We start from the raw sequence: 25586 nt of genomic DNA, 5'->3' as shown, positions 1-25586 counted from the left end.
CCACGGCTACGCCGGGTAGATCGCCACCTCGGCGGCCTTGACCGTGAAGAGCACGCCGGCACCGGGCGAGAGGTCGAGGCTTGCCACCGAGGCGGGCGTGATGTCGGCGGCGAGACGGTGGCCGCCCGGCGCCGCCGCGCGCACGCGGACGAGCTCCCCCTGGAGCTCGAGCGAGTCCACCGTCACCGGGACGGTGTTGCGCGGGCTGCCGCCCGGCGGCTCCCGGTGCACCGAGACGGCTCGCGGGGAGAAGGTCGCGGCGACGGCGGATCCGGGCCTGCAGACCGGGTCCGGCAGCCCGTGCAGCTCCAGGCCGCCACCAGCCAGTACCAGCGCCTCGCCGCCCGCCCCGGCGAGGGTCCCGGCGACGAGGTTGATCCCGGCCAGGCTGGCCGCGAACGCGCTCGAAGGTCCGGACGCCGAGGACGGCGCGGGCGCCGCTGCCGCGATCGCCTCGGCACGCGCGACGTTCTCCTCCCGGCGCCGGCGCTCGGCCTCGAGGGCGGCCTGACGGTCGCGCTCCAGCTCGACAGTCGTGTTGCGCTGCTCCGCGAGCTGGCCGATGAGCTGCTCGCGGCGCTCGTTCGACAGACTCACCTGGGTCTGCGCCGCGGCGAAGCTCGACTCCGCCTCCTCCGCGGCCGCGGCGAGCGCGTCGGTCGCCTCCTGCTGGGCGGCGACGGAGTCGTCCGCGCGTCCTTGCAGCGTGGAGTGGATCTGGCGGAGCGCGTCGAAGCGCTGGACCTGGCTGTCGGCACGGCTGCCCAGGCGGTCGAGGGTGTTCGTGCGCGCCATGGCGTCGGCGAAGCTCTCTGCCGACAGGTACGGCGTGATGCCCGAGAGGCTCCCCGCGCCGTCGCGGTAGAGGGCGGCGCCGATCTGCCCCAGCTCCTGCTGCGCGGCCGCGAGGTCCTCGGCCGCGGCGTCCGCCTCCACCTGGGCCTTCTCGGCGGCGGCGACGGCGGCGTCCAGCTCGACCTGGGCCTCGAGGTAGTCCTCGTTCGCGAGCTGCGCGCGGACCTGGGCCTCCTGCGCCTGCGCGGCCACCTGGGCGAGCTCGATCTCGAGGTCGGCGATCTGGCTGGAGGTGGACCGCTCCGCGGAACGGGCGGCCTCGACGTCGTCCTCGCTGGGTGCGGCGTTCGCGCCGGATGCGAGCAGCGTGCTGCCGAGTGCGAGCGCGGCGAGCGCCGCCGTCGCTCTCACATGACGCCTGAGGGTGGTCGCCACCGTACCTCCGAGTACTTCCTGCAGACCCCGGCCTGCGCGCGGTGCGGCGTGTCGGGTTGACGCCAGAGGGAGGCGCCCGGGGGTGACGCTATCGGACGATCGCCGAATTGTGAACAGCAGCAACTCCATTCACATGAGTCACACCGGTAACTTCCGGGAGGCCCCGGCGGGCGCCGGGACGTCCGTCCCGGCGCGGAGGAAGGCGCTCAGGGGCGCGTCCACCATGCAAGACACCCCTGGTCGGGCACTGGAACCGTCCCTAAAGTCGCCCACATGTTCCTTCGCCGAATGTGCCGCTGACGCGCACGTTCGGCATGCCCTCGTACCGGTCGCGACCGGTCGGACGCCCCTGACGGGGTGGCGGAGGGCGCCACACCCCGACGTGCACGTCACTGCCAGCCCGACCGCGGGCTGACGGGACAGGCGGCGCAGTCCGCGGCTCGTCGGCCCGCTCCACCCCCACCTGGAGCAGACCATGAGCAGCGAGACCCCCGGGACCACCACCTGGTCCTTCGAGACCCTGCAGATCCACGCCGGCCAGACTCCCGACGCCGCCACCGGCGCCCGTGCGCTGCCGATCTACCAGACGACGTCGTACGTCTTCGAGGACGCCGCCCAGGCAGCCGGGCGCTTCTCTCTCGCCGAGCCCGGGCCCATCTACACCAGGATCACCAACCCGACCCAGGAGACGGTGGAGAACCGCATCGCCGCGCTCGAGGGCGGCGTCGGCGGTCTGCTCGTCGCCTCCGGCCAGGCCGCCACGACGCTGACGATCCTCAACATCGCCGAGGCCGGCGACAACATCGTCGCCAGCCCGAACCTCTACGGCGGCACCGTCAACCTGCTGGTGCACACGCTCAGCAAGTACGGCGTGACCACGAAGTTCGTCGAGGACCCGGACGACCCCGAGTCCTGGCGCACGGCCGCCGACGAGCGCACCAAGCTCTTCTTCGGCGAGACCGTCGCGAACCCCAAGAGCGCGATCCTCGACATCGAGGCCGTCGCCGCGGTCGCCCACGAGGTCGGCGTGCCGCTCGCCGTGGACAACACCATCGCCACTCCGTACCTCATCCAGCCGCTCCGGCACGGCGCGGACATCGTGATCCACTCCGCCACCAAGTACCTCGGGGGCCACGGCACCTCCATCGCGGGCGCCATCGTCGACGGCGGGACCTTCGACTGGTCCGCGCACCCGGAGCGGTTCCCCAACTACAACACCCCGGACCCCAGCTACAACGGGCTCGTCTACAAGGACCTCGGCGCCCCCGCGTTCATCCTCAAGGCCCGCGTCCAGCTCCTGCGCGACATGGGCCCGGCCGTGTCCCCGTTCAACGCCTTCCTCATCGGCCTGGGCATCGAGACCCTGTCGCTGCGGGTGGAGCGCCACGTCGAGAACGCCCAGCGGGTGGCGGAGTTCCTCGAGGCGAACGACCAGGTCAGCCGCGTCGCCTACGCGGGACTGCCCTCCTCGCCGTGGTACGACCGGGCGCAGAAGTACGCCCCCAGGGGCGCCGGCGCGGTCCTGGCCTTCGAGCTCGCCGGCGGCTACGCGGCGGGCCTGGCGTTCGTCGACGCCCTCCAGCTGCACTCGAACGTCGCGAACATCGGTGACGTCCGCTCGCTCGTCATCCACCCCGCCTCGACCACCCACTCCCAGCTGAGCCCGGAGGAGCTCGAGGGCGCCGGCGTCAGCCCCGGGCTCGTCCGTCTCGCCGTCGGCATCGAGAACATCGAGGACATCCTCACCGACCTGCGGATCGGGCTCGAGGCGGCCGCCTCCTTCACCGCCACCCCCGGCCGCGCCGAGGCCGCGCGTGAGCACCGGCAGCTCTGCGGGGGTGGTGACCGGCAGGTCGCAGACGAACCCGCGGCACACGTACGCCGCAGAAACGCCGCGGACGAGGGGCCGGTCCGCCAGCAGCGGCACGCCGGGCGTCCGGCGCCCCCGACGGCGACCACGAGCCCCGGCGAGGTGCTCGCCCGGGCGAGGGCGGCCAGCTCCGCGGCTGCGTCGTCGTCCCCGACGACGGCGACCTGGAGCGGTCCGGCGGCCACGGCCTCAGCCACGGCCAGGCTCCAGCCGGCGAAACGTGGTGCCGAGCGTGCGATGCCGCCCGCCGCGGCGAGCGCGCTCTCCGCCGCCTCGCGGTGCCGGGACGAGCCCGTGAGCGCCGAGTAGGTGAGCAGGGCCCCGGCGAGGGAGGACTGCCCGGACGGCTCGACGTTGTCGCTTGGGTCCCTGGGGCGCGTGACGAGCCGCTCGGCGTCGTCGGCGACGTCGAAGAACCCGCCCACGCCGTCGGCGAAGTGGGTCAGCGCGGTCTCCAGGAGGTCCCCGGCGGCGTCGAGCCAGCGCGCCTCGCCGGTTGCCTGGTGCAGGGCGAGCAGGCCCTCGGCAAGGTTCCCGTGGTCGTCCGCGACGCCCGCCGCCGGGCCGACCACGCCGCCGCGCGAGGCCCGCCGGAGCCGGCCGTCCACCAGGTGGGCGCCGAGGAGGAACTCGGCGCACGCGCGGGCCGCGTCGAGGTACCGCGGCTCGCCCAGCAGCACCCCCGCCTCGGCGAGGCCGGCGATCGTCAGCCCGTTCCAGGAGGTGACGACCTTGTCGTCACGGGCCGGCTGCGGCCGCTGCGCGCGGGCGGCGAGGAGGCGCTCCCGCACGGCCGCCCACCACGCCGCGTCGTCGGGGTCCCGGAGCAACTGCAGCGTGGAGCTGCCCCGCTCGAACGTGCCGAAGTCCGTCACCGAGAGCAGCTCGGCGGCCCGTGCACCGTCGTCGGGGCCGAGAACCTCGGCGAGCTCGGCGGGCCGCCAGACGTACGTCAGACCCTCGACCCCGGCGGCGTCCGCGTCGAGGGAGGAGGCGAAGGCGCCCTCCGGGGTGATGAGGTCCCGCAGCAGGAAGTCGGCGGTCTCGCGCACCACCCGCTCGGCCAGCTCCGACCCGGTGGCCCGGTGGAGGTGGAGGTAGACGCGCAGGAGCTGGGCGTTGTCGTAGAGCATCTTCTCGAAGTGCGGCACGATCCATCGGGCGTCCACCGAGTAGCGGGCGAAGCCGCCGGCGAGCTGGTCGTACATCCCGCCGCGGGCCATGGCCTCGCAGGTGGCCTCCACCATGTGCAGCGCGTCGTCGTCGCCGGTGCGGGCGTGATGGCGCAGCAGGAACTCCAGCACCGGCGACGGCGGGAACTTCGGGGCGCCGCCGAAGCCTCCGTGCACCCGGTCGAAGTCGCCGGACAGGGCCGCGACGGCGTCGTCCAGGGCGGCCTCGTCGAGCGCGTCGGGGGAAGCGGCGCGGGCCATCTGCCCCAGCGCCCGGGCGACGTTCGCGCCGGTGGCGTCGACCTGGTCGCGGCGGGTGGTCCAGGCCTCCCGCACCGCGCCGAGAAGCTGGAGGAACTGGGCGCGCGGGTAGTAGGTGCCGCAGAAGAACGGCTCGCCGTCCGGGGTGAGGAAGCAGGTCATCGGCCAGCCGCCCTGGCCGGTCATCGCCGTGGTCGCCGTCATGTACACGGCGTCGACGTCGGGGCGCTCCTCGCGGTCGACCTTGACCGGGACGAACCCGCTGTTGAGGACGACGGCGACGTCCGGGTCCTCGAAGGACTCGTGCGCCATCACGTGGCACCAGTGGCAGGCCGCGTAGCCGACCGACAGCAGGACCGGCACGTCGCGGCGGCGCGCCTCGGCGAAGGCGGCCTCGCCCCACTCCTGCCAGTCCACGGGGTTGTCCTTGTGCTGCAGGAGGTATGGGCTCGTCGCTGAGCCGAGACGGTTCCCCATCGACCCACCGTAGAACGTCGGTCTCGGCTGGGCACGCCGCTTGGGAAGATCCCCGCAAAGATCGGCGTCGACCGTGCCGGACGGGTGGCGGGAAGGTGCTGATGTACGGCTGACGGCCCTCGCCCAGGTGGTGAGCGACACGACGGCCGCCCCGGCCCCCGCTCACTCGGGGCGCGTCAGCACCTCCAGGAACTCATGGTTGACGAAGAGGACCTCCCGGCCGACCTTGACGTCGCTGAGAAGCCCTGCCTGAACCAGGGCGTGCAGCCACGACGACGCGGTTTGACGCGAGACGTCGCACCGGTCGGCGACAGTGTTGATCCGGCAGTAGGGCTGCTCGAACAGGACGGCCAAGAACTGCGCGTCCCGTCCCCCAGGAGTAGCGGCGCGAGCTCGCTCGGCAATTTCCTCCTGGCACGCGCGGATGGCTCCGATCTTCCGCGTCGTCGACCTGGCCGACTCACGGACAACCTCGAGCATGTAGAGGACCCACTCGATCCAGGCGTGATCGGCCGTCACGGCCCGCAGGAGTCGGTAGTAGTCGCCCTTGCGGGCGATGATCGCACGCGAGAGGTAAAGGATCGGGTCGTGCAGCAGGCCGGCCTCGATCAGCATGAGAATGTTGATGACGCGGCCTGTGCGCCCGTTGCCGTCGTGGAACGGGTGAATCGCCTCGAACTGATAATGGGCTACCGCCATGCGCACCAGCGGGTGAGATCGTCCTCGGCGTGGACGAAGTGCTCCCAGGCCGCGAGCTTCTCGCGAATCAGTTCGGCACCCTCGGGTGGTGCGTACACGACCTGCCGTGTGGTGGGGTTTGCGATCCGGGTGCCAGGTGCCGCACGAACAGACATGTCCCGGCCCTGCAGCTCGGCGCAGATCCGAGCAGCCGTCGCCGCAGTGAGTGGCCGGTTCCTGATCGACTCGACTCCCGCAAACAGCACCCTCCGGTAGCGCAAGGCCTCCTTGGTGGCGTGGTCGCCCCCACCTGAGTCGACGTGCTTGAACAGCTCGTCGGCGGCAGTCACGATGTTCTCGATCTCGGAGCTGGCCTGCGCCTCGAGCAGCGGGTTTGTGGGACCTGTCAGGTGTCTGGACGCGTCTGCGTCGCCGGCAGGAGACGGGAGTTCGGGTGCGGCACACTCGCCAGGTGAGCACCACACCGCGACGGCCCACCCCGGAGGAGCTCCGGGCCTGCGCCGGCCGCAGCATCCCGCCGGTCATCGCGCCGGGGCTGACGGTCCTCATGTGCGGGATCAACCCCGGGCTGTACTCGGCCTGGACGGGCCACCACTTCGCCCGGCCCGGCAACCGGTTCTGGCCGGCCCTGCACCGCTCCGGCATGACGCCACGGCTCCTGGCGCCCGCCGAGCAGGAGGAGCTGCTCGCCTCCGGCATCGGCATCACCAACGTCGTGGACCGCGCCACCGCGACCGCCGCGGAGCTGACCTGCGACGAGCTTCGCGAGGGCGGGCGACGGCTCGAGGAGGACGTGGAGCGGTACCGGCCGCGGTGGCTGGCCGTGCTCGGGATCACCGCCTACCGGGCGGCGTTCGCGGAGCCGAAGGCCGTGCTCGGCCGGCAGGAGCTCACACTCGGGTCCACCCACGTCTGGGTGCTGCCCAACCCGAGCGGGCTGAACGCCCACTTCCAGCTCGACGACCTCGCCGAGCTATTCGGCGAGCTGCACGCCGCCGCGCAGGACTGACGCGCGGTCGCCGCTCGGCGCTGATGCTGCACCCTCACCCGAGGACGACCTGACCGGCGGGAGCCTGCGTCGCCGTGACGTCCGTTCCGGGCCGTGCGCGCGGCCCGTCAACCGCGGAACGTGAGGCCGGCGTGGTCGAGGGTGCGCGGCAACGGGGCACCGGCATCCAGCCGACGAGGTGCGGCGATCGTGAGACCGCGCCCCCGCACGACGGCGGCCAGCAGCTCGCTCGTCAGGTCCAGGACGAGGGTGCGGCCGGGGCACCGGGCGGGCCCGGCGCTGAAGGGCACGAGCGCGCGGGAGGCCTCGGCGCGCCCGTCCAGCCAGATCTGCGGCTCGAACCGGTCCGCCCACGGGAGGGTCTCCTCGTCGCGGTGGAAGAACGACGAGGCGACGGCGAAGCCGGTCCCGGCCGCGGCGTGGCGCCCGGACCAGCTGGTGTCCTCGACGCTGTCGCGCAGGATCACCATCGTGGTGGGCCACAGGCGCACCGACTCCAGGACGCTCGCCCGCGCCAGCGGCCGCAGCCCCCCGGTGCGCTCCCGGGTCCTCGGTGCGGACGCCGGCGAGGACGTCCGGGTGCGCGGCGAGCAGCGCGAACGCCCGGTAGGTGGCGATGGCCGCGGCGTCGAACGCGAAGAGCCAGTGCGGGATCTGGCCGACCGGGGAGGGCGGCGGCCGCCGGGGCGCCGCCGGGCGTGACTGTGCCGACCAGCGGCGCCGCCACCGAGATCAGCGCCGGAAGGGCCAGCAGCGCCAGCGCCATGAGGATGATGCCGGCGAGCAGCGGGACGAGGCCGGTGCCGTCGTCGGTGACGAGGCCGGTGTCGGTGAGCTGGAACGCCGTCGCGTAGACGATCGCCACGGCCGGCTTGTACAGCACGAACGCGACGATCCACGCGACCACCCGCGAGAACCAGGAGCGCCCCACCGCGGTGTTCGTGAACGCCGCGGACAGCGGGAAGATGCCGGCCAGGATGACGAGCATCGCCCCGCGCAGCACCAGCAGCATGATCTGGACGAACGCCACGACCACGGCGAGCAGCCCCAGCACGATCACCAGCAGCACGCCGAGGGAGTCGGAGAGCACCACCATCTCGCGCACCCGGGCGCCGAAGTCCTGCCCGCCGGTGACCCGGCCGAGCAGCCAGGCCGCGAACCCGTCCGCCGCGACGACGGCGAGCCCGATCACGGTCAGTCCCGCGCCGGCCACCACCACGAGCGTGAGCAGCGAGCGCACCAGGTCCCGCCCGGGTGCGGCGCGCTGCTCCCACGCCATCTTCGCGCCCGCCACGATCACGGAGAGGACGGCCATCGCCGCGGTGAACCACCACAGGGCGTTCTGCGTCGTGGCGACGGCGCCGGAGCCGCCGGCGAACCGCTCCGGCGGCACCAGGGCCCCCACCACCGCGGAGGCGCCAGAGATCAGCAGCACCCCGCCCAGCACGAGGCCGATCCGCCCGAGCTGCCGGCCGCCGTCGCCGCGCCGCCCGGCAAGCGCGAGCCACGCGCCGAGCGCGAGCAGGGACATGACGGCGACGCCCAGCGAGATCCACACCACCCAGCCCAGGACCGTCTCGACCGCGGCGACCGAGCCGGGGGCCACCGCGCCGGCCTCGACCGCACCCTCCCCGTCGCCGGTCAGCGTGGGGGTGGCGACGTTCTCCCACATCGTGCCCAGCGAGGAGAGGGTGGTGTCGAGAGCCTCCGCGACGGCGCCCGCGAGCTGGTCGAGCGCCGTCGCGTTGCCGTCGTCGGCTGTCCAGGTTGAGGTCGCGCAGGTGACGTCGAGCGGGTCGCAGCCGCCGGGCGGGGCGGGCGTCGTGGGGTCGGCGGTCGACATCTACGCCCCCGACCACAGGGTGTAGCCGGTCAGGTCCGGCACGGGCGCGGGCAGGCTGCCGAGTCCGCCGTCGTCGGTCAGGACGACCTTCCAGTCGCCGTCCTCCCACCGCAGGTCCAGCACGAAGCTGCCCGTGAGGCCTCCGTCGACGCCGAGCGCGACGTCCACCGACGCCTCGGTGCCGGTGTAGTCCAGGAGCCGGAATCCGCGGATCTGGTACCGCACCCCGCCGGGGATCTCGGGGGCGCCGTCGGCCTCGAGGTGGTCGAGCGCCGCGTCCCGGCCCGGGCCCTCGGCGGTCATCTCCTCGGTCATCCGCCCGACCAGCTCGGGGGAGGACCCCATCGCGGCCACGTTCGCGGCGGCCAGCACCGCTCCGGTGGGCGTGCGGGCGTAGCAGGTGCGCAGTCCGTCGTCGTCCTCGCCGGGCCCCATGCCCTCGACCGACGGCGCCGCCACCGTGCCCACCAGCTCCCACTCCGCCGACGGGGCCCTGGTGAGGGTGCCTGAGTCGGCCTCCGCGGTGAGCCCGCAGACGGACGGCTCGGCGGAGGCGGCCCGCGTTGGGGCGACGCGGTCGGCCGGGGGCTCTCCGACGGCGCGGCCGAGGTCTCGCCCGGCGCGGGCGCGTCCGGGCCGGCGGGGGCGTCCTCACCACGCACGAGCAGCCAGACGACGAGGATCAGCAGGGCCACGAGCAGCACGGCGGAGACGACGAACGCTGGGCGCGTCCACGCGCTACGCCCTTCGTCCCCCGGCACGTCCGCTCCCTACGCCAGCGCGCCGACGACGAAGTAGGCGCCCGAGATGACGACCACCCCCCGCGAGCGCCATGCCGATGCGGCCGAGGTGCTCCCCGCCCTCGCCGCGCCGGGCGTGACGGCCATGAGGGCGCCCGCGACCATGAGACCGAGCACGCAGATGCCGAGGGCGACCCACTTGGTCCACGAGAGCAGCTGGACGAAGCCCTCCATGCCGGGGGGGCGCCTCGCCCTGGCCCGGGTCGGGCACGTTGGCGAGGACGAGCGTGGCGGTGGTCAGCGCACCGGCGGCGGAACCGAGCACGTCAGGCCTCCCGGTCCGGCAGGAGGGTGGCGAGGTCGCGGCGCAGCACGCCGACGGCGTGAGGGACGGCGTCGTCGCCGGAGCGCCACGCCTCGACCCACGGGCACGGTCCACACCCGCGGCACGCCACCGCCCACGAGCTGGGCGAGGTCGCGCAGGCGCGGGGGAGCCGGCCGGGGGCGTCGGCCATGAGCACGAGCCCGAGGAGCTCGGGACGATGGTCCGCCGGCCGCGGACGAGCCGCCACCCCGCGCGCCGTACGCGGAGCGCGAGGTCGGCGTCCTCGCGGTAGGCGCGCGGGAAGCGCTCGTCGAAGCCGTGCACCGCGGCGAGCGCCTCCCGCCGGTAGGCCATGTCGGCGGTCGCCCACAGCGCCGTGGTGAGGCCGGCGGTGTTGCGCTCCCAGTCGGTCGGGCGCCGGTGAGCCGGCAGCGGGACGAGGATGTGGCCCTGGTTCCCTCCGACGGGGGTTCGCTCCGTCGTCGTCCGTGGCGGCGAGGTCCGCGGCGAGGCGGCACGACCAGTCGGCCGGCAGCAGGACGTCGTCGTCGAGGAACGCCACCCACTCGGCGGTGGTGGTGCGCCAGCCGGCGTTGCGCGCGGCCGCCGGGCCGCGTCCGCCGCTGCGCACGACCCGCACCGGCCAGGGGAGCTCGGGCAGCTCCAGGGGCGGCGGGACCGCGGCGCGGGGGAGCGAGGTCGAGCGGCCGGTCGTCGACGAGGACGATCTCGGCCGGGGCGGCGTGGTCGGGATCGTCCGCCTGGGCGGCGAGCGAGTCGAGCAGCACCCTCAGGGAGGGCCGCCCGATCGTGGGGACGACGACGGCGTAGGAGAGAGTCGCGCTCACCGGACCGCCTCGAGCTCGGTGGACGAGACGTCCGCACCCGCGAACATCGCCCCCCGGCGCACGAGGTGCGGTCCCATCACGAGGAGGTCCACCGGGGCGGAGCCGAACAGCTCCAGCGCGTCGCGGGGGTCGTCGACCATGGGCCGCCCGGCCGTGTTGAGCGAGGTGTTGACCACGACGGGCAGCCCCGTGCGGCGCTCGAAGGCCTCGATCGTGGCGCCGAGGCGCGGCTGGGTGGCCGGGTCCACGGTCTGGATGCGGGCGGTGCCGTCCACGTGGACGACGGTGGGGATCCGGTCGCGCCACTCGGGCGCGACCTCGTGGACGAAGAGCATGTAGGGGCTCGGGAGGGGGCCGCCGGAGAAGATCTCGGCGGCGCGGTCGGCGAGCACCATGGGGGCGACGGGCCGGAACTGCTCGCGCCCCTTGACGTCGTTGAGGCGCTCGAGGTTGGCCGCGACGCCGGGGTTGGCGATCAGCGAGCGCTGGCCCAGCGCCCGCGGGCCGAACTCGCTGCGCCCGTCGAACCAGGCCACGACGCCGTTGCGCGCCAGGACGTCGGCGACCTCGCCCGCGAGGTCCTCCGGCGTGGTGAACGCTCCGCTACCAGGCGGAGTGCGTGGTCACCGGCGCCGAGGAGGGCGTCCGGGTGGCGACGGCGGTGCGTGCCGGCCGTTCCGACGCCTGAGGGCGCCGCGTCGCAGCAGCCACCAGCCGGCCAGCGCGGCACCCGCGCACAGGCCCAGCAGCCCGAGCGATGCCCCGCGCCTCGGCAGCAGCGGCACGGGCCGGGCGAAACGTCGCACCTCCCAGCCACGCGTGCGGGCGAGCCGGAGCAGGGCGCGGTCGGGGTTGACGGCGACCGGGTGCCCGACCGTCGCCAGCATCGGGACGTCGGTCACCGAGTCGGAGTAGGCCCAGCACCGCGCGAGGTCGTAGCCGCGGTCGGCAGCGAGCTCGCGAACGGCCGCGGCCTTGGCCGGGCCGTACGCGTAGTAGTCGATCTGCCCCGTGTAGCGGCCGTCCAGCACAGCCATCCGTGACGCCACCACGTGGTCGGCGCCCACCAGGCGGGCGATCGGCGCGACCAGGTCCTCGCTGGAGGCGGAGACGATGACGACGTCGCTGCCCTCGGCGTGGTGGCGGGTGATCAGCTCGATCGCCTCGAGATAGACGTACGGCCGCACGAACCGCTCGACCGCCCGCTCGACCACCTCCTGCAGGCGCGCGACCTCCCAGCCGTCGACGACGCGGGAGAGCTGCTCGCGCACGCGCTCGCTGCGCCGGTGGTCGGCGGCGAGAAGGGCGTAGCCCAGCTGTGCCGAGGCCGAGCGAGCGACGTCCGCCCGGGTGAGCAGGCCGGCGGCCAGCAGCGGGCGGCCCAGCGCCAGTGAGGACGACCTGGCCAGGACCGTCTTGTCCAGGTCGAAGAAGGCGGCGGCGCGCGCGGGACGCCCGGCGGTCTGCATGGCTCACTCTCCCATCCGCCGCACCGGTCCGTCTCGGGCCACGGGTCCTGTCCACACCCGCCCGCCGGTCCTGGCCCGTCCACACCCGCCCGGCGGCACCTCCTTCGCCGGCGAGATGCTCGGGGCCGAACCTGAGGAGGATCTATGACGACGACCGAGACCGCCGTCGCCCTGCGCAGCGACGACGCCGCCCTCGCCGAGCGGGTCGGGCGCCTGGCCGACCTGGCCGGGGGTGGGGCTGACCGTGGTGCCGACCGACCGGGTGCTGCCCGACGCGCCGGTGGTCCTCGACGGCTCGGTGCCGGGCGGGCTGGCGGTGCGGGTCGACCCCGGACGCACCGTGGCGGCGGACGTCCCCTGCCGGCCGCCGTGGTCCTGCCCGGGGACGAGGCCCCGCTGCTCGACGTGCTCGTGACGGCCGCGAACGTCCGCCGCCGGGCCGGCCGTGGACAACAAGGCCCCCAGCCCGACGGCGAGCCCGCCCGAGAGAGCCGGGGCGATCATCCTGGTGCGCACGGCGCCTCCTCCTCGGCGGTCCCGTTCCTTCGGCGCTCCGGCGCGCCCTCGCCGTCGGTCACCATCGGAGGTAGTCCCCCGACGGGATCCGTGTGCCGCGGTCGCGGGCGATGCCGGCCCAGCGCGGCGTCGCCACGTACACCCAGGCGCTGACGCCGGGATGGGACGTCGCACGGCGTTCCCGCGTGTAGAGCTGTGCGCTCGCGGGCTGCGACGGGTCGTAGCGCTCGTAGCGGTCCAGCCTGGCGATGTCGCTCGCGTAGGTGCTGGACGGGAACCAGAACAGCTCGCCCGCGATACCGTCGGTGCTCGCGGCGTTCGCCACGGCCCAGGGGAAGCTGTACCCGCTGATGAGGTAGAGGTCGAGCCCCGGTGCCCGGCCCGGCAGCTCCTTGGTGGTGCGGCCGACGACGCCGTGGCCGCTCTGACCGGTGCGGAGGGTGCCGTACGCGAACACGGGAGGCTGCGTCGAGGGACTCGCGGACGCCGGGGGGCGACGAAGACCCAGCGTGTCCGCGCCGTCGCCGTCCCAGTCGCCGGCGAGGGCGGCGTCGGAGGTCTGGCCGTACGTGACGACCCGGTCGGCCTCACCGCCGCGCAGGCCGTTCTTGACGTAGTACGTGCTGCTCCGGCGCACCGCCAGGGTGTCTCTGCCGTCGCCGTCCCAGTCGCCCACGAGCACCACGTCCGCGGGGTGCCCGTACCCCACCACCCGGTCGGCCTCACCGCCCGACAGGTCGTTCTTGAAGAAGTACGTGCCTGCCCCGGCGCACCGCCAGGGTGTCCCTGCCGTCCCCGTCCCAGTCACCCGCCACCACTCGGTCGAGCACCGTGCCGTAGACCAGCTGGCGGCTCGCCACCGTGCCGAGGTCGTCGGAGAAGAGGTAGAGCTGGCCGGAACCACCGATCTCGCCTCCCTTGGCGGTGGCCGGAGCTCCGGCGGCCAGACCGACGAGGAGAGCGCCCGCGATCAACGCGCGGGCCACGGCGTGGCGGGGGGAGAGGCGACCCGGACGGCGCACGGGCGGGGAGGACGGCATCGGACCCGATCCTCCCACGGCCGCCGCGCGCGGACGCGCCACCGGGTTGAGTAGAGTCGACCCCTGACCGCATCCCCCCCCGGACCAGGAGTGACACCGCGATGAGCCCCGCCCGCCGAGACGACCTCCCCGACCGCCTGCGCGGCGCGCTCGGACCCGTCGTCGACGCCGCCGGCCTGTACCTCGAGGAGGTCAGCGTGGCCGCGGCCGGGCGCCGCAAGGTGGTGCGCGTGGTCCTCGACCTGCCGGACGGCCCCGGCGGCGTGGACTCCGACCGGCTCTCCGAGGTCTCGCGAGGGATCTCGTCCGTGCTCGACGACGTCGACCTGGTCGAGGGCGCCTACACCCTGGAGGTCTCCACCCCGGGAGCCGACCGCCCGCTGCGCGAGCCGAGGCACTTCCGCCGCGCCGTCGGCCGCCTCGTCCGTGCCCGCACCAGCGACGGCAGGGCCGTCACCGGGCGGCTGGTCGAGGCCGACGACGTCGCCGCGGTGCTCGACGTCGACGGCCGCCGTCAGGAGCTCCCCTACGCCGAGCTCACTGACGCGCGTGTCGAGCTCGAGCTCAACCGTCCCGACCAGGCCTGAGGAGTACCGATGGACATCGACATGACCGCCCTCCGGCTGATCGAGAGCGAGCGCGGCATCCGCCTGGACGTGCTCGTCCGGGCGATCGAGGAGGCTCTCCTCCTGGCCTACCACCGGACCCCCGGGGCCGTCGCGAAGGCCCGCGTCGAGCTCGACCAGCGCACCGGCCGGGTCACCGTCTGGGCCACCGAGGTCGACGATGACGGCAACGAGATCGGCGAGTTCGACGACACGCCGTCAGGCTTCGGCCGCATCGCCACCGCCACCGCGCGCTCCGTCATCGTCCAGCGCCTGCGCGACGCCGAGGACGAGCAGGTCATGGGGAACTACCGCGACAAGGCGGGGGGAGATCATCTCCGGCATCGTCCAGCAGGGTCGTGACCCCCGCGTGGTGCTCGTCGACATCGGAGACCTCGAGGCCGTCCTGCCCCAGCACGAGCAGGTGCCCACGGAGACCTACGTGCACGGCGACCGGCTGCGCGCCTACGTCCTCGAGGTCTCGCGCGGTGCCAAGGGCCCGTCGGTCACGCTCTCGCGGACCCACCCCAACCTCGTCAAGAAGCTCTTCGCGCTCGAGGTGCCCGAGGTCGCGGACGGCAGCGTGGAGATCGTCGCCCTCGCGCGCGAGGCGGGCCACCGCACGAAGATGGCCGTCCGCGCCACGGTGCCCGGCCTCAACCCCAAGGGCGCCTGCATCGGCCCGATGGGGCAGCGCGTGCGCGCCGTCATGGCGGAGCTGGACGGCGAGAAGATCGACATCGTCGACTACTCCGACGACCCCGCCACTTTCGTCGCCAACGCGCTGTCGCCGTCGAAGGTCACCAGCGTGGAGGTCGTCGACGCCGACGCACGCGCGGCCCGCGTCGTCGTGCCCGACTTCCAGCTGTCCCTCGCGATCGGCAAGGAGGGGCAGAACGCCCGGCTGGCCGCCCGGCTGACCGGCTGGCGCATCGACATCCACTCCGACACCGAGGACGTCGAGGCGTCCGACGTCACAAGTTCCGCCGCGGAGCCGGGCAAGCACGCCGGCGGCGCGCAGGGGTAGAGTGTCCGTTGGGCACGCGCCCGGAACCCATGAGTCGACCCAGCAAGACACCTACGCCCGCAGGGCCGGTGAGGACCTGCGTCGGCTGCCGAGGCCGTGCCCCGAGGTCCGCCCTGGTCCGCCTGGTCCTGGACGACGCCACGTCTCGCGTGGAGGTCGACCCGGAACGCGGCGCACCCGGACGGGGCGCCTGGCTCCACCCGAGCCGGGAGTGCCTGGACCTCGCCCTGCGGCGCCGAGCGATCGGCCGGGCCCTGCGAGCAGCGGGGGCGGCCGGCACCGACGCGGTGGTGGCGTGGTTCGACCAGCACGTCAGTCGGCGGGCGTCAGATGCGCCCGACGATCAGCGAGTCATCGACGAAGAAAGCGGGTTGGAAGCCGATGGGCACCCGATGAGTACCCAGCGATGAGCTGCCAGCACTAAACACGGTCCTCCCTGTCCCGGGATGGGCCGAGACAGGAGAGTTGTGGCAAAGGTCCGCGTCCACGAGCTTGCCAAGGAGCTCGGCGTCGACAGCAAGACGGTGCTCGCGAAGTTGCGCGAGCAGGGAGAGTTCGTGAAGTCGGCGTCGTCGACCATCGAGGCTCCCGTCATCCGTCGGCTGCGCGAGGCGTTCCCCGCCGTCCCGGCGGAGGGCACCACCCAGAAGAAGTCCGGGGCCACCCCTGCCCCCCGCAGGCCCGCCCCGAAGGCGGCTCCCGCCCCGACGGCGGAGCCGGCCGACCAGACCCCCGCAGGCTCGACCCGCTCGCCGTCGAGCTGCTCGCCTCCCTCGGCACGTGGCTCGGGGCGGGGATCTCCGACCTCGCCGCGATCGTCGACCCGGAGCTGGCCGTCGTGGGCGGCGGCGTCGTCGACGCCGGCGACCTGCTGCTCGCCCCGGCCCGCGACTCCTTCCTGCGCAACCTCACCGCCCGGGGCTTCCGCGGCGAGCTGCGGATCGTGCCCGCCGAGCTGGGGAACGAGGCGGGCATCGTCGGCGCGGCGGACCTCGCTCGGCACTGAGCCGCTCAGACGACGGCACCGTCCCCCGGTCCCCGGTCGTCGGGGCCGGCGGGCATCCGCCACAGGAGCAGGCCGATGCCGCCGAGCAGCGTGGCCGCCAGGGTGAGCAGCACCCAGGTCGGCAGCGACTCGTTGACCACGAGGAGGATCAGGCCGACCAGGAGCGAACCGACCGTCGCGACCCAGCCCAGTGCGAGGGCGGGGTCGGAGTGGGAGAAGGGGTCGGGGTCCGGCGGGACGAACCCGTCGACGCCCGAGGAGGGGTCCTCGTCGTCGTCCGTCCCGGGCCCGGGCTCGTAGTCCCTGGGTCCGGGAGCGGGCACGCGGCGCGGGGGCTCGGGCTCGGCGGGGGTGGCGCGAAGCTCGTCGTCGGTGGGGACGTGGAGCTCGCCGAGGTCCCTGGTCAGCTCGGCCCAGCGCTCGGCGACGGTGGCGTCGTCGAGCGGCTCGTCGCTGTCGGTGCCGCCGTCACGAGTGGGTCCGGCCATGGCATGCACTCTAGAGTGAGTCCGTGTTCTACCGGCTGATGAAGGCGACCCTCGGGACGATCCTGCGGGTCTTCTACCAGCCGTGGATCCGCGGTGCGGAGAACGTTCCCGGCACCGGACCGGTGATCCTCGCCTCGAACCACCTCGCGGTCATCGACTCGTTCTTCCTGCCGCTGATGATCTCGCGCGAGGTCGTGTTCCTGGGCAAGCAGGACTACTTCACGGGCAAGGGGCTCAAGGGACGGTTCGTCGCCGCCTTCATGCGCGGCGTGGGCACGATCCCGGTGGACCGGGCCGGCGGCAAGGCCTCCGAGGCCGCTCTCCAGACCGGACTGCGACGGCTGCGCGAGGGCGGGCTCTTCGGGATCTACCCGGAGGGAACCCGCAGCCCCGACGGGCGCCTGTACCGCGGCAAGACAGGGGTGGCCCGGCTGGCGCTCGAGTCGGGCGCGCCGGTGGTGCCGGTAGCCATGATCGGGACGAACATCGCCCAGCCCATCGGCAGACGCATCCCGAAGATGCACCGGATCGGCGTGGTCGTCGGCCGGCCGCTGGACTTCTCGCGCTACCGCGGGCTGGAGAACGACCGGTTCGTGCTCCGCTCCATCACCGACGAGATCATGTACGAGCTCATGAGGCTGTCCGGGCAGGAGTACGTCGACGTCTACGCGGCGACCGTGAAGAACCGGCTGGCCGCGGCCGGGAAGGAGGCCGCGAGCACGGAGGTCCCGGTCGGCGCGGGCGCGCCTGGCGGCCGGCCCGTCCCCGTCACCCAGGTGCCCACCCCGACGCCGGAGGACGAGGGCCCGACGCGAGCCGGCTCGCCGACGCCCAACCGCTGGACGCCACGCAGCCGATGGCGCGTGTTCGTCCCGACGCCACCGAGCCGGTTCAGCCCCCCGTCCGGGCCCCCCGTGCGGCGGTGCCCGACGAGACGGCCACGGGCGGTCGGCCCAGCGACGAGCCGCTGCGCGAGGGGCCCGAGATCGACGCGTCGCCCACCGTATTCGTGCCACGGGTTCCCCTGGCCGAGCGGACGGCACGGCGGCCTGAGCCTGTCGCCGAGGACCGTGGGCCCGTCGACCCGAACGCCACAGCCATATACGCCGAACCCGACGAGCAGGCCGCACCCGGCGGGGCGGCCGCGGCAGTCGAGGCAGACGAGGCAACCGAGGCACCGCCGACGTTCGAGCCGCGGCAGCGGACGGGAGCACCCACCGCCGCCGGGCCGTCCGACGCCCCCACCACCGCGATGCCGCCTGTCGTGCCCACCTGGACCCCGACGCGCGGAACCCCGGTGCGGCCCGGGGCGCGGTGCAGCCCGGCACACCGGTGGAGCCCAAGTCCCCAGCACGGACCTCTGCGCGCAGCACCGGGCGGGGCGGACCGGACCAGGCGGACGCCCGCCGCGGCCACCATCCGCCACCTCCGGCGCACGGTCGTGCCACCTCGGCATCATCGGGTGGCGAGCGGCGGCAACGGCCCTCGTGGCTGCCGCTCGCGATCCTCGCGGCCGTGGCGCTCATCCTGGTGCTGATCGTCCTCGTCCAGCTCTCCGGCGGCGAGGACGAGGAGCCGCCGCGACCGGGCAGCACATCGGCGCAGCCACAGAGCACCGGTTCCCCCGCCGCCCCCGCGCGAGGACGCCGAGGCGGCCAGGGCAGCGCTGGCCGGCCTGCCGGCGGCCTCCTCCTGCTCCGACCCGGCCGCCGACGCCGGGGCCTTCACCACGTACACGCAGGCTGCCGCGCCTGACGGGGCCTGGACGGACCCCGCCTCCGGCGAGCTCGTCGTCTCGACGCTGCAGGAGCTGCAGCAGTCGTGCGACGGCGTCTACGCCGTCTCCGTCGCCTCGGCCATCACCGGCGACGACGCGGCGCCCGAGGTGCTGCGCACCACGGTGACCGACGCCGGCACCGGCTGGGTCGAGCTCGTCCGGGCCGCCCCTCCCGGCGCGCAGGAGCTGTCCAGCTTCGCCTCGCCGTCGCAGAACATCGCCTGCGAGCTCGGGGACTCGGTCCGGTGCACGATCGGCGACCACGACTTCGCCCAGCCGGAGAACTGCCCCGGTCCGACGACGATCGTGGTGTCCCGCGACGGCAACGCCGCGCCCGACTGCTCCCAGCCCGTGGGCGGTGCCGGCTCGGTCCTCGACTACGGCCAGTCGGCGACGTCGGGCTTCTTCGCCTGCACCAGCGAGGAGAGCGGCATGACGTGCTGGAGCACGCTGTCCGGCCGCGGCTTCTCCGTCGCACGTGCAGGGTTCCAGACGTTCTGACCTGCGGGTCGCACGTGCAGGGTTCCAGACGTTCTGACCTGCGGGCTGCCCTGCCGGTCGCCTGCCGCCGCGTCCGCCCGGCGGGCCCGGCACCTGCACCGTCAGTCGGCCGTCGAGCCGTCAGGAGTCCCGTGCCGCCGCCCACGCCCGCAGGCCGGCCGCGATCGCCTCGGCGTAGCGCTGCCGCCCGTCCTCGCTCTCCGCGAGGGCGGCGTCCTCGGCGTTGCGCATCTCCGCGAGCTCGAGCAGGACGGCGGGACGCTCGGCCCAGTTCAGGGTGCCGAGGTCGGCCCGCTCGCTCAGTGCCCCCGCGTAGGACCCCGACGGCGCGAAACCCGCGTCGCCGAGCGCGGCGAGCAGGCGGGCGGCGAGCTCGCGCGACGGCTCTCCCTGCGCGTCGTTCAACGGCGGGTCCGAGACGATGGCGAAGTAGCCCCGCGCACGCGGGTTCTCCGAGCCGTTCGCGTGGATGGACACGAGCACGTCGGCGTCGACGTCGCCGACCGTGCTGCCGCGCACGTCCACGCAGGGCCCGACGCTCTTGTCGTCCTGGCGCGTGAGCGTCACCCCGGCCCCGTCCGCCTCGAGCACCTCCTGGGTGCGGCGGGCGACGTCCCACGTGAACGCGTGCTCGGTGTAGCCGCTGAGCGTGGACGTGCCCACCGTGTTGCACGCCTTGGTCCCTCCGCGCCCGTCGGCGACGGCGGCGTTGACCTCCGCCGGAGCCGCCGCGTTCCCGCCGTTGTGGCCGGGGTCCAGGACCACGCTCACTCCCGCCAGCGGCGCCGTCGGGGTGGGGCTCGGAGCCGGGGAGGACGACGGCGAGGGGGCGGGTCCCGCGGGATCCGCCGTCGGAGAGGTGCCGCCGGGCAGGGGCCGGGAGCCCACGAGCAGCCCCGCGGCGAGCACCACGAGGAGCAGCAGAGCGCCGACGGCACGCAGCACCCAACGGGCGGACCGCGGGTGATTGGCGTCTGGCACGCCGCCCATCCTGACACCCGTTCGCTCCACGCGCGGCCGAGGGTCCTCGCGGCCCTTCCGCACAACTCCGCCCGGTGCTACCACCGGACACCGTACGTCCGTGATGGGATGTACGGGTGACAGAGACCACAACGGCGACCCGCACGCCCTTCCACGACCTCGACGAGTACGTCGCGCTGCCGCGGCTGGCGTCGCTCACCCTCTCGCCGGACGCGCGCGCCTCGTCACGGGGGTCAGCACCCTCGACGACGACGGCACCCGCTACGTCACCGCCCTGTGGGAGATCGACCCGGCCGGGCGACGGCCCGCCCGGCGCCTGACGCGCGGGGCGAAGGGCGAGTCGCAGGCGCGGTTCACCCCCGCAGGCGACCTGCTCTTCGTCGCCGCGCGCCCCGACGCGGCCGACGACTCGGACGACGACCTCCCGGTCGTCGAGGAGGGCGAGGGCGGCCGCGACGATCGCGGCGGGCTCCGGCAGGCGGCCGGGACCGCTGTCGGCGCCGGTGAGGCGGCCGGAGTCCGGGTCCAGGACGTGCACCCCGCGTGCGCGGAGGGTGGCGACGTTCGCCTGGGTCGCGGGGTGCAGCCACATCTCCGTGTGCATGGCGGGCGCGATCAGCACCGGGCAGGTCACCGTGAGCAGGGTCGCCGTGAGCAGGTCGTCGGCGAGGCCGGTTGCCGCCTTGGCGAGGAGGTTCGCCGTCGCGGGGGCGACGATGACGAGGTCCGCGCCGCGGCCGAGGGCGACGTGGTCGACGTGCTCGGCGTCGTCGAACACGGTGGTACGTACGGGCTCGCCGGACAGGGCCTCCCACGTCGGGCGGCCGACCATCTCCAGCGCCGCCTCCGTGGGGACCACGCGGACGCGGTGACCGGCCTCCTTGAGCAGCCGGAGGACGAGGGCGGCCTTGTACCCGGCGATGCCTCCGGTGACGCCGAGGACGATGCGCAACGCGCCGCCCGACGAGGTCGTGGCGGCGCGTTCCTGTGTGCTGCTCATGCGGGAGATTCTGCCCTGTCCCCGACGCAGGTGGCGTCGGGGACGAGGCGGGTGCTCACTCCTCGATGCGGGTGAGGGTCAGCATGCCCTCGTTGACCTCGCGCATGGCGATGGAGAGCGGCTTGTCCTCCTGCGCGGCCGGGACGAGGGGGCCGACGAACTCGAGCAGACCCTCCTGCAGCTGCGCGTTGTAGGTGTTGATCTGACGCGCACGCTTGGCGGCGTAGATGACCAGCGCGTACTTGGAGTCGACCTTGTCGAGCAGCTCGTCGATCGGCGGGTCGGTGATGCCCTCGGGGGCGGCGACGGTTCCGTACATGGGTACCTTCTCCGGGCTCGGAATTCAGCGGGTTCGTGGGTGGCCGGGACGGCGCGACGGACGACCCGCACACATACAGCGGTCTACTCTACCCGTTCGGGCACGCCCATGAGGGTGAGCAGCTCGTCCGTGGCGCGTCCCACGCTGTCGTTGACCACGACGTGGTCGAACTCGTCGACGGCGGCGAGCTCCTCGCGGGCCGTGGCGAGGCGGCGGTCACGCTCCTCCGGACCTTCCGTGCCGCGTCCGGTGAGGCGACGCACGAGCTCGTCCCACGACGGTGGCGCGAGGAAGACGAACTGGGCGTCGGGCATCGCCTCGCGGACCTGCCGGGCGCCCTGCAGGTCGAGCTCGAGGAACACCGGCCGGCCGGCGGCGAGCTCACGCTCGACCGGGCCGCGCGGGGTGCCGTAGCGGTTGCGTCCGTGGACGACGGCCCACTCCAGCATCTGACCGGTGCTGACGAGCTCGTCGAAACGCTCGGGGCTGAGGAAGAAGTAGTGGACGCCGTCGACCTCGCCGGGGCGCGCGGCCCGCGTGGTCGCCGAGACAGAGATCCAGACGTCGGGGGCACGGCGCCGCATCTCCGCCATGATCGTCCCCTTGCCCACGGCCGTCGGTCCGGACAGGACGGTCAGGCGTGCGTGGGACGTCTCGAGCGGAGGGACGGCGTCGGTCATCCCGCCATCCTGCCAGGTTCGTGGGCGGGGTCCGAGTGGGGCCCGAACAGGGACAGAAGGACGTCCAGGACCGGCGTGCCGGGAGCGGCGGAGGACCGGGTCTGGGGCGTCGGAGACCGTGAAGGCCGGGGAGCGGCGGAGAGCGGGGGTCCTGGAGGCGCTGAGGACCGTGGGGCCGGCAGTGGCCGAGCGTCGGGTCCAGGAGGCGTCGTGGACCGGGGGGCCGGCAGGGCCGAGGGGGTCCCGCGCACCCTCTTCACCCGTGCGGACTCCGAGCGGGCGGCCGCGGTCCTCCAGGTGCTCCCGGACGCGTTCCACGACCCCGAGGCCCGGCTGCTGGCGTGGCCGCCGGCTCCTCCCCGGCCCGCCGGCGGGCTCGTCGTCGTCGCCTGCGCGGGCACCTCCGACCTGCCGGTGGCCCGGGAGGCGGCGCACACCGCCCGGTACCTCGGCCGTCGCACCGAGCTCGTGGTCGACGTCGGCGTGGCGGGGCTGCACCGGATCCTCGCCCGGGCCGGCCTGCTGCGCTCCGCCGCGGCGGTGGTCGTCGTCGCCGGCATGGACGGCGCGCTGCCCGGCGTGGTGGCGGGCCTCGTCTCCGCTCCGGTGGTGGCGGTGCCCACCTCCGTGGGCTACGGCGCCGCGTTCGAGGGACTCGCGCCGCTACTGACGATGCTCAACGCCTGCGCGCCCGGAGTGGGCGTGGTGAACATCGACAACGGCTACGGCGGCGGCCACCTCGCGGCGCAGATCGCCGCGCCGCGCCGGGACTGATCCCGGCGGCACCTGCCAGGATGTGCCCATGAGCACCGTGTTCACCCAGATCATCGACGGCCGGATCCCCGGACGGTTCGTGTGGGCGGACGACCGCTGCGTCGTCTTCTCCACCATCGCGCCGATCACCGACGGGCACATGCTCGTGGTGCCGCGCGAGGAGGTCGACCAGTACACGGACGCCGACGACGAGCTGCTGGCGCACCTTGCCGTGGTGGCCAAGCAGGTGGGACGTGCGCAGCAGGCGGCGTTCGGGTCGCCGCGCGCGGCCGTCCTGGTGGCCGGGTTCGAGGTGGAGCACTTGCACGTCCACGTGCTGCCGGCCTGGGACGAGCAGTCGCTGCGTTTCGACAACGCCAGGCACGACGTGCCGGGTGAGGAGCTCGACGCCGCGGCCGAGCGGGTGCGCGGGGCGCTCCGGGAGGCGGGGCACGCCGGACGCGTCCCGGTGTCGCTCGACTCCCCCGCGCTCGCCTAGGTCGCCGTCCCCCGGCCTGGGTCGCCCCGTCCGGCCCAGGCCGCCCTCGTCCCGCCGCGGGCCGTCGGCCCGGGGCCGGTCAGGCGAGGACCAGCAGCCACTGGTCCCAGAAGATCACGGCGGCCGCGGCGACGACGAGCACGTACCAGACGGCGACGATCAGCCAGCGGTCCTGCACGAGCACGCGGCGGAGGCCGTCGGGAAGGCGGACGTGCCCGGCCTGCGCGCTGCGCGCCAGCACGTTGACGAAGATCGGGATGGTCACCACCCAGACCACGAGGCAGTACGGGCACAGCATCCGGATGCTGAAGAAGGCCTGGTACTGGAACCAGAAGATCGCCGCGATCGCGCCGGCGGCACCGGCCGTGAGCGCGACCCAGAACCAGCGCGCGGGCCGAGATCCGGCGAGGAACATCACGCCCACCGTGAGGCAGGCGGCGAACGCGACGGTGCCCACCACCGCGTTGGGGATCCCGAGCGCGTGGGCCTGCCACGTGGTGATGAAGCTGCCGCAGCCGATGAGCGGGTTGAAGTCGCACGCCAGGGCGGCGTCCGGGTCCGCCGCCACCTTCAGCTCGGAGAGCACCAGCTCCACCGCGGACCACAGTCCGAGCAGCCCGCCGACGACGAGGATCCAGCCGAGCTCCCGCGGCGCCCCGCCGGCGCGCTGGTGGTCGCTGGGCCGGGCGCGGTCGAGGGCGGCGAGCTCGGCCTCGAGCTCGTCGTCGTTCAGGTCGTCGACGTCCCTCGGCGCGTGCGCGCCGTCGACGTGCGATGACGAGCTGCTGGTGCCCACGCGCGCCCTCCTCTGTCCGGTGACAGGTGCCAGTATGCGGCCTGGGCGGCCGGACCGGGTGGCGCGAGCTCGGCCGCCGCGAGTTCTACGACGCCTGCCGCGGGCCGGACCTCGCCCTCGTCGTCGCCACCGGGGACCAGCGCCTGTACGCCAACCTCCTGCTCACCCTCGGCGTACGCGGGCCCGGGAGCTGAGGAGACACGCCGCCCGCGCCGACCGTCACGACCGAACGAAAGCCCGAAGCCCCGACGAAGGAGACCCCGTGACCGCCACGTACGCCTTCCCCGCCCCGTCGACCTGCCCCAGGCTGAGGAGAAGGTCGTCTACCTCACCACCAGCGGAGACCTGCGCGAGCCCGCCAACGTCGCCGGGTGGGCGACCCAGGAGGCCTTCGAGTCCGTCCTGGCGGCCGCCTCGGGAACGAGGGCTGGTCCGTGCGCCGCGCCTTCGACGTCGACCCCGGGAGGGGCCACGGGTTCGTCACCTCCCAGCGGCACGGCATCGAGACGTCCGCAACATCCGAGCGCCGGAACCCCCCGTCTCCGTGCACGGGCCGAGGCGGCCGAGGAGGTCGTCGAGGACGGGCTCGCGGCCGAGCGTCGGCGCGCGCAGGCCGAGCGCGGCCAGGCCACGGCGGGCGACGGCGTGCCGCCCGACCGGCCGCCAGACGGCCACCGCGTGCGCCTTGCCGCGCAGCGTCACCTCGCCGGCCGGCTCCAGCGCGAAGACGTGGGCGACGCCGAAGGCCGTCTCGGGCCCGAGGAGCACCTCGCCCGGGGGCGGCCGCCGCCTGGAGGCGGGCGGCGGTGTTGACGACGTCGCCGGTGACCCGCCAGCCGTCGCCGACGCGCGAGACGACCACCTCGCCCGTGTTGACGCCCACCCGCAGGTCGAGCGTTCCGGCGAGCAGGCCCAGCGGCGCCTCGGTCTGGCGCGCGGCGAAGCGCAGCTCGGTCGCGGCCCGGACCGCGCGGACGGCGTCGTCGTCCGAGGCGACGGCGACCCCGAACGTGGCCATGACGGCGTCGCCGATGTACTTCTCGACGACCCCCGCCGTGCTCGGCGAGAGTCGCGGCCGCACGGGCGAAGAACTCGTCCTGGATCCGTGCGACGTCCTCGGGGTCGAGCCGCTCGGACAGCGCGGTGAAGCCCACGAGGTCCGCGAAGACCACGCTGACGACCCGACGGACGACGCCTGCCACGGTGGAACGGTAGTGGCCGTCCGCCCCGGCGGAACGTGGAACGGCGGCAGTTTTCGGTCGCAGCTGTGCGCCCTTCTGCGAGGATGGACGGAACAGCCCGGACGAAGGGGATCGGTGCGGCTGCCCACGGGAGACGGTGAAGCGGGGAGGACCCGGACGCTCCTGCGCTGCGGCGTCGTCGCCGGGCCCTGCTTCGTGGTGACGACGGCGGCCCAGGTCGCCTGGCGGGACGGGTTCGACCTCCGCCGGCACGGGATCAGCCTGCTCAGTCACGGCGGGCTCGGCTGGGTCCAGGTGACGGCGTTCGTCGGGACGGGCCTGCTGGTGATCGCGTTCGCCGCCGGAGTCCGGCGGCTGCCCCGTGCCGCCGGGGGCGGCCCGCCCACGGCGGTCCCCCTCGCCGTCGCGGGGCCGGCCGGACAGCGGTCCGGCCGGCCCCTCGCGGGGTCGGTC

At 74.3% G+C, this 25586-nt stretch carries 27 protein-coding genes and 8 pseudogenes; 14 read left to right on the top strand and 21 right to left on the bottom strand.

Annotated elements, in window-relative coordinates:
* Nucleotides 1-6 precede the first annotated feature (6 nt).
* A complete protein-coding gene (locus tag DA06_RS18880; protein WP_418605733.1) occupies nt 7-1230 on the bottom strand; it encodes a TOBE domain-containing protein in 1224 nt (407 codons plus the stop codon).
* A gap of 475 nt (nt 1231-1705) precedes the next feature.
* On the opposite strand from DA06_RS18880, the pseudogene DA06_RS18875 reads away from it, so the two are divergent.
* Nucleotides 1706-3004, top strand: a pseudogene (locus tag DA06_RS18875) (bifunctional o-acetylhomoserine/o-acetylserine sulfhydrylase); the annotation flags it as partial.
* 51 nt (nt 3005-3055) lie between these two features.
* On the opposite strand, the pseudogene DA06_RS18870 reads toward DA06_RS18875, so the two are convergent.
* From DA06_RS18870 to DA06_RS18860, 3 genes and pseudogenes are all read right to left on the bottom strand, one after another.
* Nucleotides 3056-5010: pseudogene (locus DA06_RS18870) on the bottom strand (thioredoxin domain-containing protein); the annotation flags it as partial.
* Nucleotides 5011-5172: 162 nt separating this feature from the next.
* Entirely contained in the window at nt 5173-5709 is a 537-nt protein-coding gene (locus tag DA06_RS18865) for a Fic family protein (RefSeq protein WP_418605731.1), read from the bottom strand.
* The gene (locus DA06_RS18860; RefSeq protein ID WP_418605730.1) at nt 5700-6173 is read right to left on the bottom strand and encodes a Fic/DOC family N-terminal domain-containing protein; all 474 of its coding nucleotides are present in this window, start codon (nt 6171-6173) and stop codon (nt 5700-5702) included. Before DA06_RS18860 ends, DA06_RS18865 begins: the two co-directional genes overlap by 10 nt.
* Between DA06_RS18860 and mug the strand changes: the two genes are divergently transcribed.
* On the top strand, nt 6161-6718 hold the full coding sequence (gene mug, locus DA06_RS18855) for a G/U mismatch-specific DNA glycosylase (RefSeq protein WP_043503069.1): 558 nt from the start codon (nt 6161-6163) through the stop codon (nt 6716-6718). The two genes, DA06_RS18860 and mug, sit on opposite strands and share 13 nt — an antisense overlap.
* 107 nt (nt 6719-6825) lie before the next feature.
* Here the strand turns inward: mug and DA06_RS18850 are convergent, their stop codons facing one another.
* From DA06_RS18850 to DA06_RS18805, 10 genes are all read right to left on the bottom strand, one after another.
* Nucleotides 6826-7209, bottom strand: a complete 384-nt coding sequence (locus DA06_RS18850; protein WP_418605729.1) for a cytochrome P450 — start codon at nt 7207-7209, stop codon at nt 6826-6828.
* Entirely contained in the window at nt 7182-8561 is a 1380-nt protein-coding gene (locus DA06_RS18845; RefSeq protein WP_418605727.1) for a hypothetical protein, read from the bottom strand. Before DA06_RS18845 ends, DA06_RS18850 begins: the two co-directional genes overlap by 28 nt.
* On the bottom strand, nt 8562-9029 hold the full coding sequence (locus DA06_RS18840; RefSeq protein ID WP_052436969.1) for a hypothetical protein: 468 nt from the start codon (nt 9027-9029) through the stop codon (nt 8562-8564).
* Nucleotides 9030-9331: 302 nt separating this feature from the next.
* Nucleotides 9332-9535 (bottom strand): hypothetical protein, encoded by a 204-nt coding sequence (locus tag DA06_RS18835; protein WP_418605726.1) that lies wholly within the window; start codon nt 9533-9535, stop codon nt 9332-9334.
* A gap of 92 nt (nt 9536-9627) precedes the next feature.
* Nucleotides 9628-10257, bottom strand: coding sequence for a glycosyltransferase family 2 protein (locus tag DA06_RS18830; protein WP_418605725.1), 630 nt, complete (start codon nt 10255-10257; stop codon nt 9628-9630).
* Nucleotides 10258-10470: 213 nt separating this feature from the next.
* The gene (locus DA06_RS18825) at nt 10471-11028 is read right to left on the bottom strand and encodes a carbamoyltransferase C-terminal domain-containing protein (RefSeq protein WP_418608089.1); all 558 of its coding nucleotides are present in this window, start codon (nt 11026-11028) and stop codon (nt 10471-10473) included.
* Between the two features lie 69 nt (nt 11029-11097).
* Nucleotides 11098-11943 (bottom strand): HAD-IB family hydrolase, encoded by an 846-nt coding sequence (locus DA06_RS18820; RefSeq protein ID WP_052436968.1) that lies wholly within the window; start codon nt 11941-11943, stop codon nt 11098-11100.
* A 3-nt stretch (nt 11944-11946) separates the two neighbouring features.
* Nucleotides 11947-12459, bottom strand: a complete 513-nt coding sequence (locus DA06_RS18815) for a hypothetical protein (RefSeq protein WP_418605724.1) — start codon at nt 12457-12459, stop codon at nt 11947-11949.
* A gap of 58 nt (nt 12460-12517) precedes the next feature.
* Nucleotides 12518-13171: a gamma-glutamylcyclotransferase family protein gene (locus DA06_RS18810; RefSeq protein WP_418605722.1), complete on the bottom strand. Its 654-nt coding sequence runs from the start codon at nt 13169-13171 to the stop codon at nt 12518-12520.
* A 10-nt stretch (nt 13172-13181) separates the two neighbouring features.
* Complete coding sequence (locus tag DA06_RS18805; RefSeq protein ID WP_418605721.1) at nt 13182-13499, bottom strand: hypothetical protein; 318 nt, start codon at nt 13497-13499, stop codon at nt 13182-13184.
* Nucleotides 13500-13600: 101 nt separating this feature from the next.
* Here DA06_RS18805 and rimP point away from each other — a divergent pair, with 101 nt between their 5' ends.
* The 5 genes and pseudogenes from rimP to DA06_RS18780 all read left to right on the top strand — a co-directional run.
* Nucleotides 13601-14086, top strand: coding sequence for a ribosome maturation factor RimP (gene rimP / locus DA06_RS18800; RefSeq protein WP_043503040.1), 486 nt, complete (start codon nt 13601-13603; stop codon nt 14084-14086).
* 9 nt (nt 14087-14095) lie between these two features.
* A pseudogene (gene nusA / locus DA06_RS18795) lies at nt 14096-15131 on the top strand (transcription termination factor NusA).
* Between the two features lie 29 nt (nt 15132-15160).
* Nucleotides 15161-15541 carry a YlxR family protein gene (locus DA06_RS18790; RefSeq protein ID WP_052436966.1) on the top strand — a complete coding sequence of 127 codons (381 nt, stop codon included), beginning with the start codon at nt 15161-15163 and terminating at the stop codon, nt 15539-15541.
* A gap of 36 nt (nt 15542-15577) precedes the next feature.
* Nucleotides 15578-15688: pseudogene (locus tag DA06_RS18785) on the top strand (translation initiation factor IF-2 N-terminal domain-containing protein); the annotation flags it as partial.
* 197 nt (nt 15689-15885) lie between these two features.
* Nucleotides 15886-16137: pseudogene (locus tag DA06_RS18780) on the top strand (ROK family protein); the annotation flags it as partial.
* A gap of 5 nt (nt 16138-16142) precedes the next feature.
* Here DA06_RS18780 and DA06_RS18775 read toward each other — a convergent pair.
* A complete protein-coding gene (locus DA06_RS18775) occupies nt 16143-16625 on the bottom strand; it encodes a hypothetical protein (protein ID WP_052436965.1) in 483 nt (160 codons plus the stop codon).
* 23 nt (nt 16626-16648) lie between these two features.
* On the opposite strand from DA06_RS18775, the pseudogene DA06_RS18770 reads away from it, so the two are divergent.
* From DA06_RS18770 to DA06_RS18760, 3 genes and pseudogenes are all read left to right on the top strand, one after another.
* A pseudogene (locus tag DA06_RS18770) lies at nt 16649-17437 on the top strand (lysophospholipid acyltransferase family protein); the annotation flags it as partial.
* Between the two features lie 520 nt (nt 17438-17957).
* Nucleotides 17958-18380: a hypothetical protein gene (locus tag DA06_RS18765; protein ID WP_418608344.1), complete on the top strand. Its 423-nt coding sequence runs from the start codon at nt 17958-17960 to the stop codon at nt 18378-18380.
* 130 nt (nt 18381-18510) lie between these two features.
* Complete coding sequence (locus tag DA06_RS18760; RefSeq protein ID WP_043503020.1) at nt 18511-18903, top strand: hypothetical protein; 393 nt, start codon at nt 18511-18513, stop codon at nt 18901-18903.
* Nucleotides 18904-19023: 120 nt separating this feature from the next.
* Here the strand turns inward: DA06_RS18760 and DA06_RS18755 are convergent, their stop codons facing one another.
* From DA06_RS18755 to gmk, 4 genes and pseudogenes are all read right to left on the bottom strand, one after another.
* Nucleotides 19024-19884 carry an N-acetylmuramoyl-L-alanine amidase gene (locus DA06_RS18755; protein ID WP_418605719.1) on the bottom strand — a complete coding sequence of 287 codons (861 nt, stop codon included), beginning with the start codon at nt 19882-19884 and terminating at the stop codon, nt 19024-19026.
* 430 nt (nt 19885-20314) lie between these two features.
* Nucleotides 20315-20836 (bottom strand): annotated as a pseudogene (locus tag DA06_RS18750) (flavoprotein); the annotation flags it as partial.
* Between the two features lie 103 nt (nt 20837-20939).
* On the bottom strand, nt 20940-21203 hold the full coding sequence (rpoZ, locus tag DA06_RS18745; RefSeq protein WP_043503010.1) for a DNA-directed RNA polymerase subunit omega: 264 nt from the start codon (nt 21201-21203) through the stop codon (nt 20940-20942).
* An 83-nt stretch (nt 21204-21286) separates the two neighbouring features.
* Nucleotides 21287-21883: a guanylate kinase gene (gene gmk / locus DA06_RS18740; RefSeq protein ID WP_043503005.1), complete on the bottom strand. Its 597-nt coding sequence runs from the start codon at nt 21881-21883 to the stop codon at nt 21287-21289.
* Nucleotides 21884-22093: 210 nt separating this feature from the next.
* Between gmk and larB the strand changes: the two genes are divergently transcribed.
* Nucleotides 22094-22657 (top strand): nickel pincer cofactor biosynthesis protein LarB, encoded by a 564-nt coding sequence (gene larB, locus DA06_RS18735; RefSeq protein ID WP_418605717.1) that lies wholly within the window; start codon nt 22094-22096, stop codon nt 22655-22657.
* A 28-nt stretch (nt 22658-22685) separates the two neighbouring features.
* Nucleotides 22686-23135: an HIT family protein gene (locus DA06_RS18730; RefSeq protein ID WP_043502994.1), complete on the top strand. Its 450-nt coding sequence runs from the start codon at nt 22686-22688 to the stop codon at nt 23133-23135.
* A 79-nt stretch (nt 23136-23214) separates the two neighbouring features.
* Here DA06_RS18730 and DA06_RS18725 read toward each other — a convergent pair whose 3' ends face one another.
* Nucleotides 23215-23931 (bottom strand): vitamin K epoxide reductase family protein, encoded by a 717-nt coding sequence (locus DA06_RS18725; RefSeq protein ID WP_052436963.1) that lies wholly within the window; start codon nt 23929-23931, stop codon nt 23215-23217.
* A gap of 26 nt (nt 23932-23957) precedes the next feature.
* On the opposite strand from DA06_RS18725, the gene DA06_RS18720 reads away from it, so the two are divergent.
* Nucleotides 23958-24125 carry an RbsD/FucU domain-containing protein gene (locus DA06_RS18720; RefSeq protein WP_418605716.1) on the top strand — a complete coding sequence of 56 codons (168 nt, stop codon included), beginning with the start codon at nt 23958-23960 and terminating at the stop codon, nt 24123-24125.
* A 134-nt stretch (nt 24126-24259) separates the two neighbouring features.
* On the opposite strand, the gene DA06_RS18715 is transcribed toward DA06_RS18720, so the two are convergent.
* Complete coding sequence (locus DA06_RS18715) at nt 24260-25012, bottom strand: adenylate/guanylate cyclase domain-containing protein (protein ID WP_418605715.1); 753 nt, start codon at nt 25010-25012, stop codon at nt 24260-24262.
* Between DA06_RS18715 and DA06_RS18710 the strand changes: the two are divergent.
* Nucleotides 24948-25532: pseudogene (locus DA06_RS18710) on the top strand (DUF998 domain-containing protein); the annotation flags it as partial. The gene DA06_RS18715 and the pseudogene DA06_RS18710 sit on opposite strands and share 65 nt — an antisense overlap.
* Nucleotides 25533-25586 lie beyond the last annotated feature (54 nt).

This window comes from Georgenia sp. SUBG003, assembly GCF_000715355.2.
GTDB lineage: Bacteria > Actinomycetota > Actinomycetes > Actinomycetales > Actinomycetaceae > Georgenia.
Note: the sequence above shows the minus strand (reverse complement) of the source record. Positions and strands in the feature narration are given on the sequence as shown.

What these genes read in the sequence shown, in the direction of transcription:
- DA06_RS18865 (WP_418605731.1), bottom strand. Translation starts at nt 5,709, where the DNA reads ATGGCGGTAGCCCATTATCAGTTCGAGGCGATTCACCCGTTCCACGAC.
- DA06_RS18845 (WP_418605727.1), bottom strand. Translation starts at nt 8,561, where the DNA reads ATGTCGACCGCCGACCCCACGACGCCCGCCCCGCCCGGCGGCTGCGAC.
- DA06_RS18835 (WP_418605726.1), bottom strand. Translation starts at nt 9,535, where the DNA reads ATGGAGGGCTTCGTCCAGCTGCTCTCGTGGACCAAGTGGGTCGCCCTC.
- DA06_RS18820 (WP_052436968.1), bottom strand. Translation starts at nt 11,943, where the DNA reads ATGCAGACCGCCGGGCGTCCCGCGCGCGCCGCCGCCTTCTTCGACCTG.
- DA06_RS18805 (WP_418605721.1), bottom strand. Translation starts at nt 13,499, where the DNA reads ATGCCGTCCTCCCCGCCCGTGCGCCGTCCGGGTCGCCTCTCCCCCCGC.
- rimP (WP_043503040.1), top strand. Translation starts at nt 13,601, where the DNA reads ATGAGCCCCGCCCGCCGAGACGACCTCCCCGACCGCCTGCGCGGCGCG.
- DA06_RS18790 (WP_052436966.1), top strand. Translation starts at nt 15,161, where the DNA reads ATGAGTCGACCCAGCAAGACACCTACGCCCGCAGGGCCGGTGAGGACC.
- DA06_RS18775 (WP_052436965.1), bottom strand. Translation starts at nt 16,625, where the DNA reads ATGGCCGGACCCACTCGTGACGGCGGCACCGACAGCGACGAGCCGCTC.
- rpoZ (WP_043503010.1), bottom strand. Translation starts at nt 21,203, where the DNA reads ATGTACGGAACCGTCGCCGCCCCCGAGGGCATCACCGACCCGCCGATC.
- gmk (WP_043503005.1), bottom strand. Translation starts at nt 21,883, where the DNA reads ATGACCGACGCCGTCCCTCCGCTCGAGACGTCCCACGCACGCCTGACC.
- DA06_RS18730 (WP_043502994.1), top strand. Translation starts at nt 22,686, where the DNA reads ATGAGCACCGTGTTCACCCAGATCATCGACGGCCGGATCCCCGGACGG.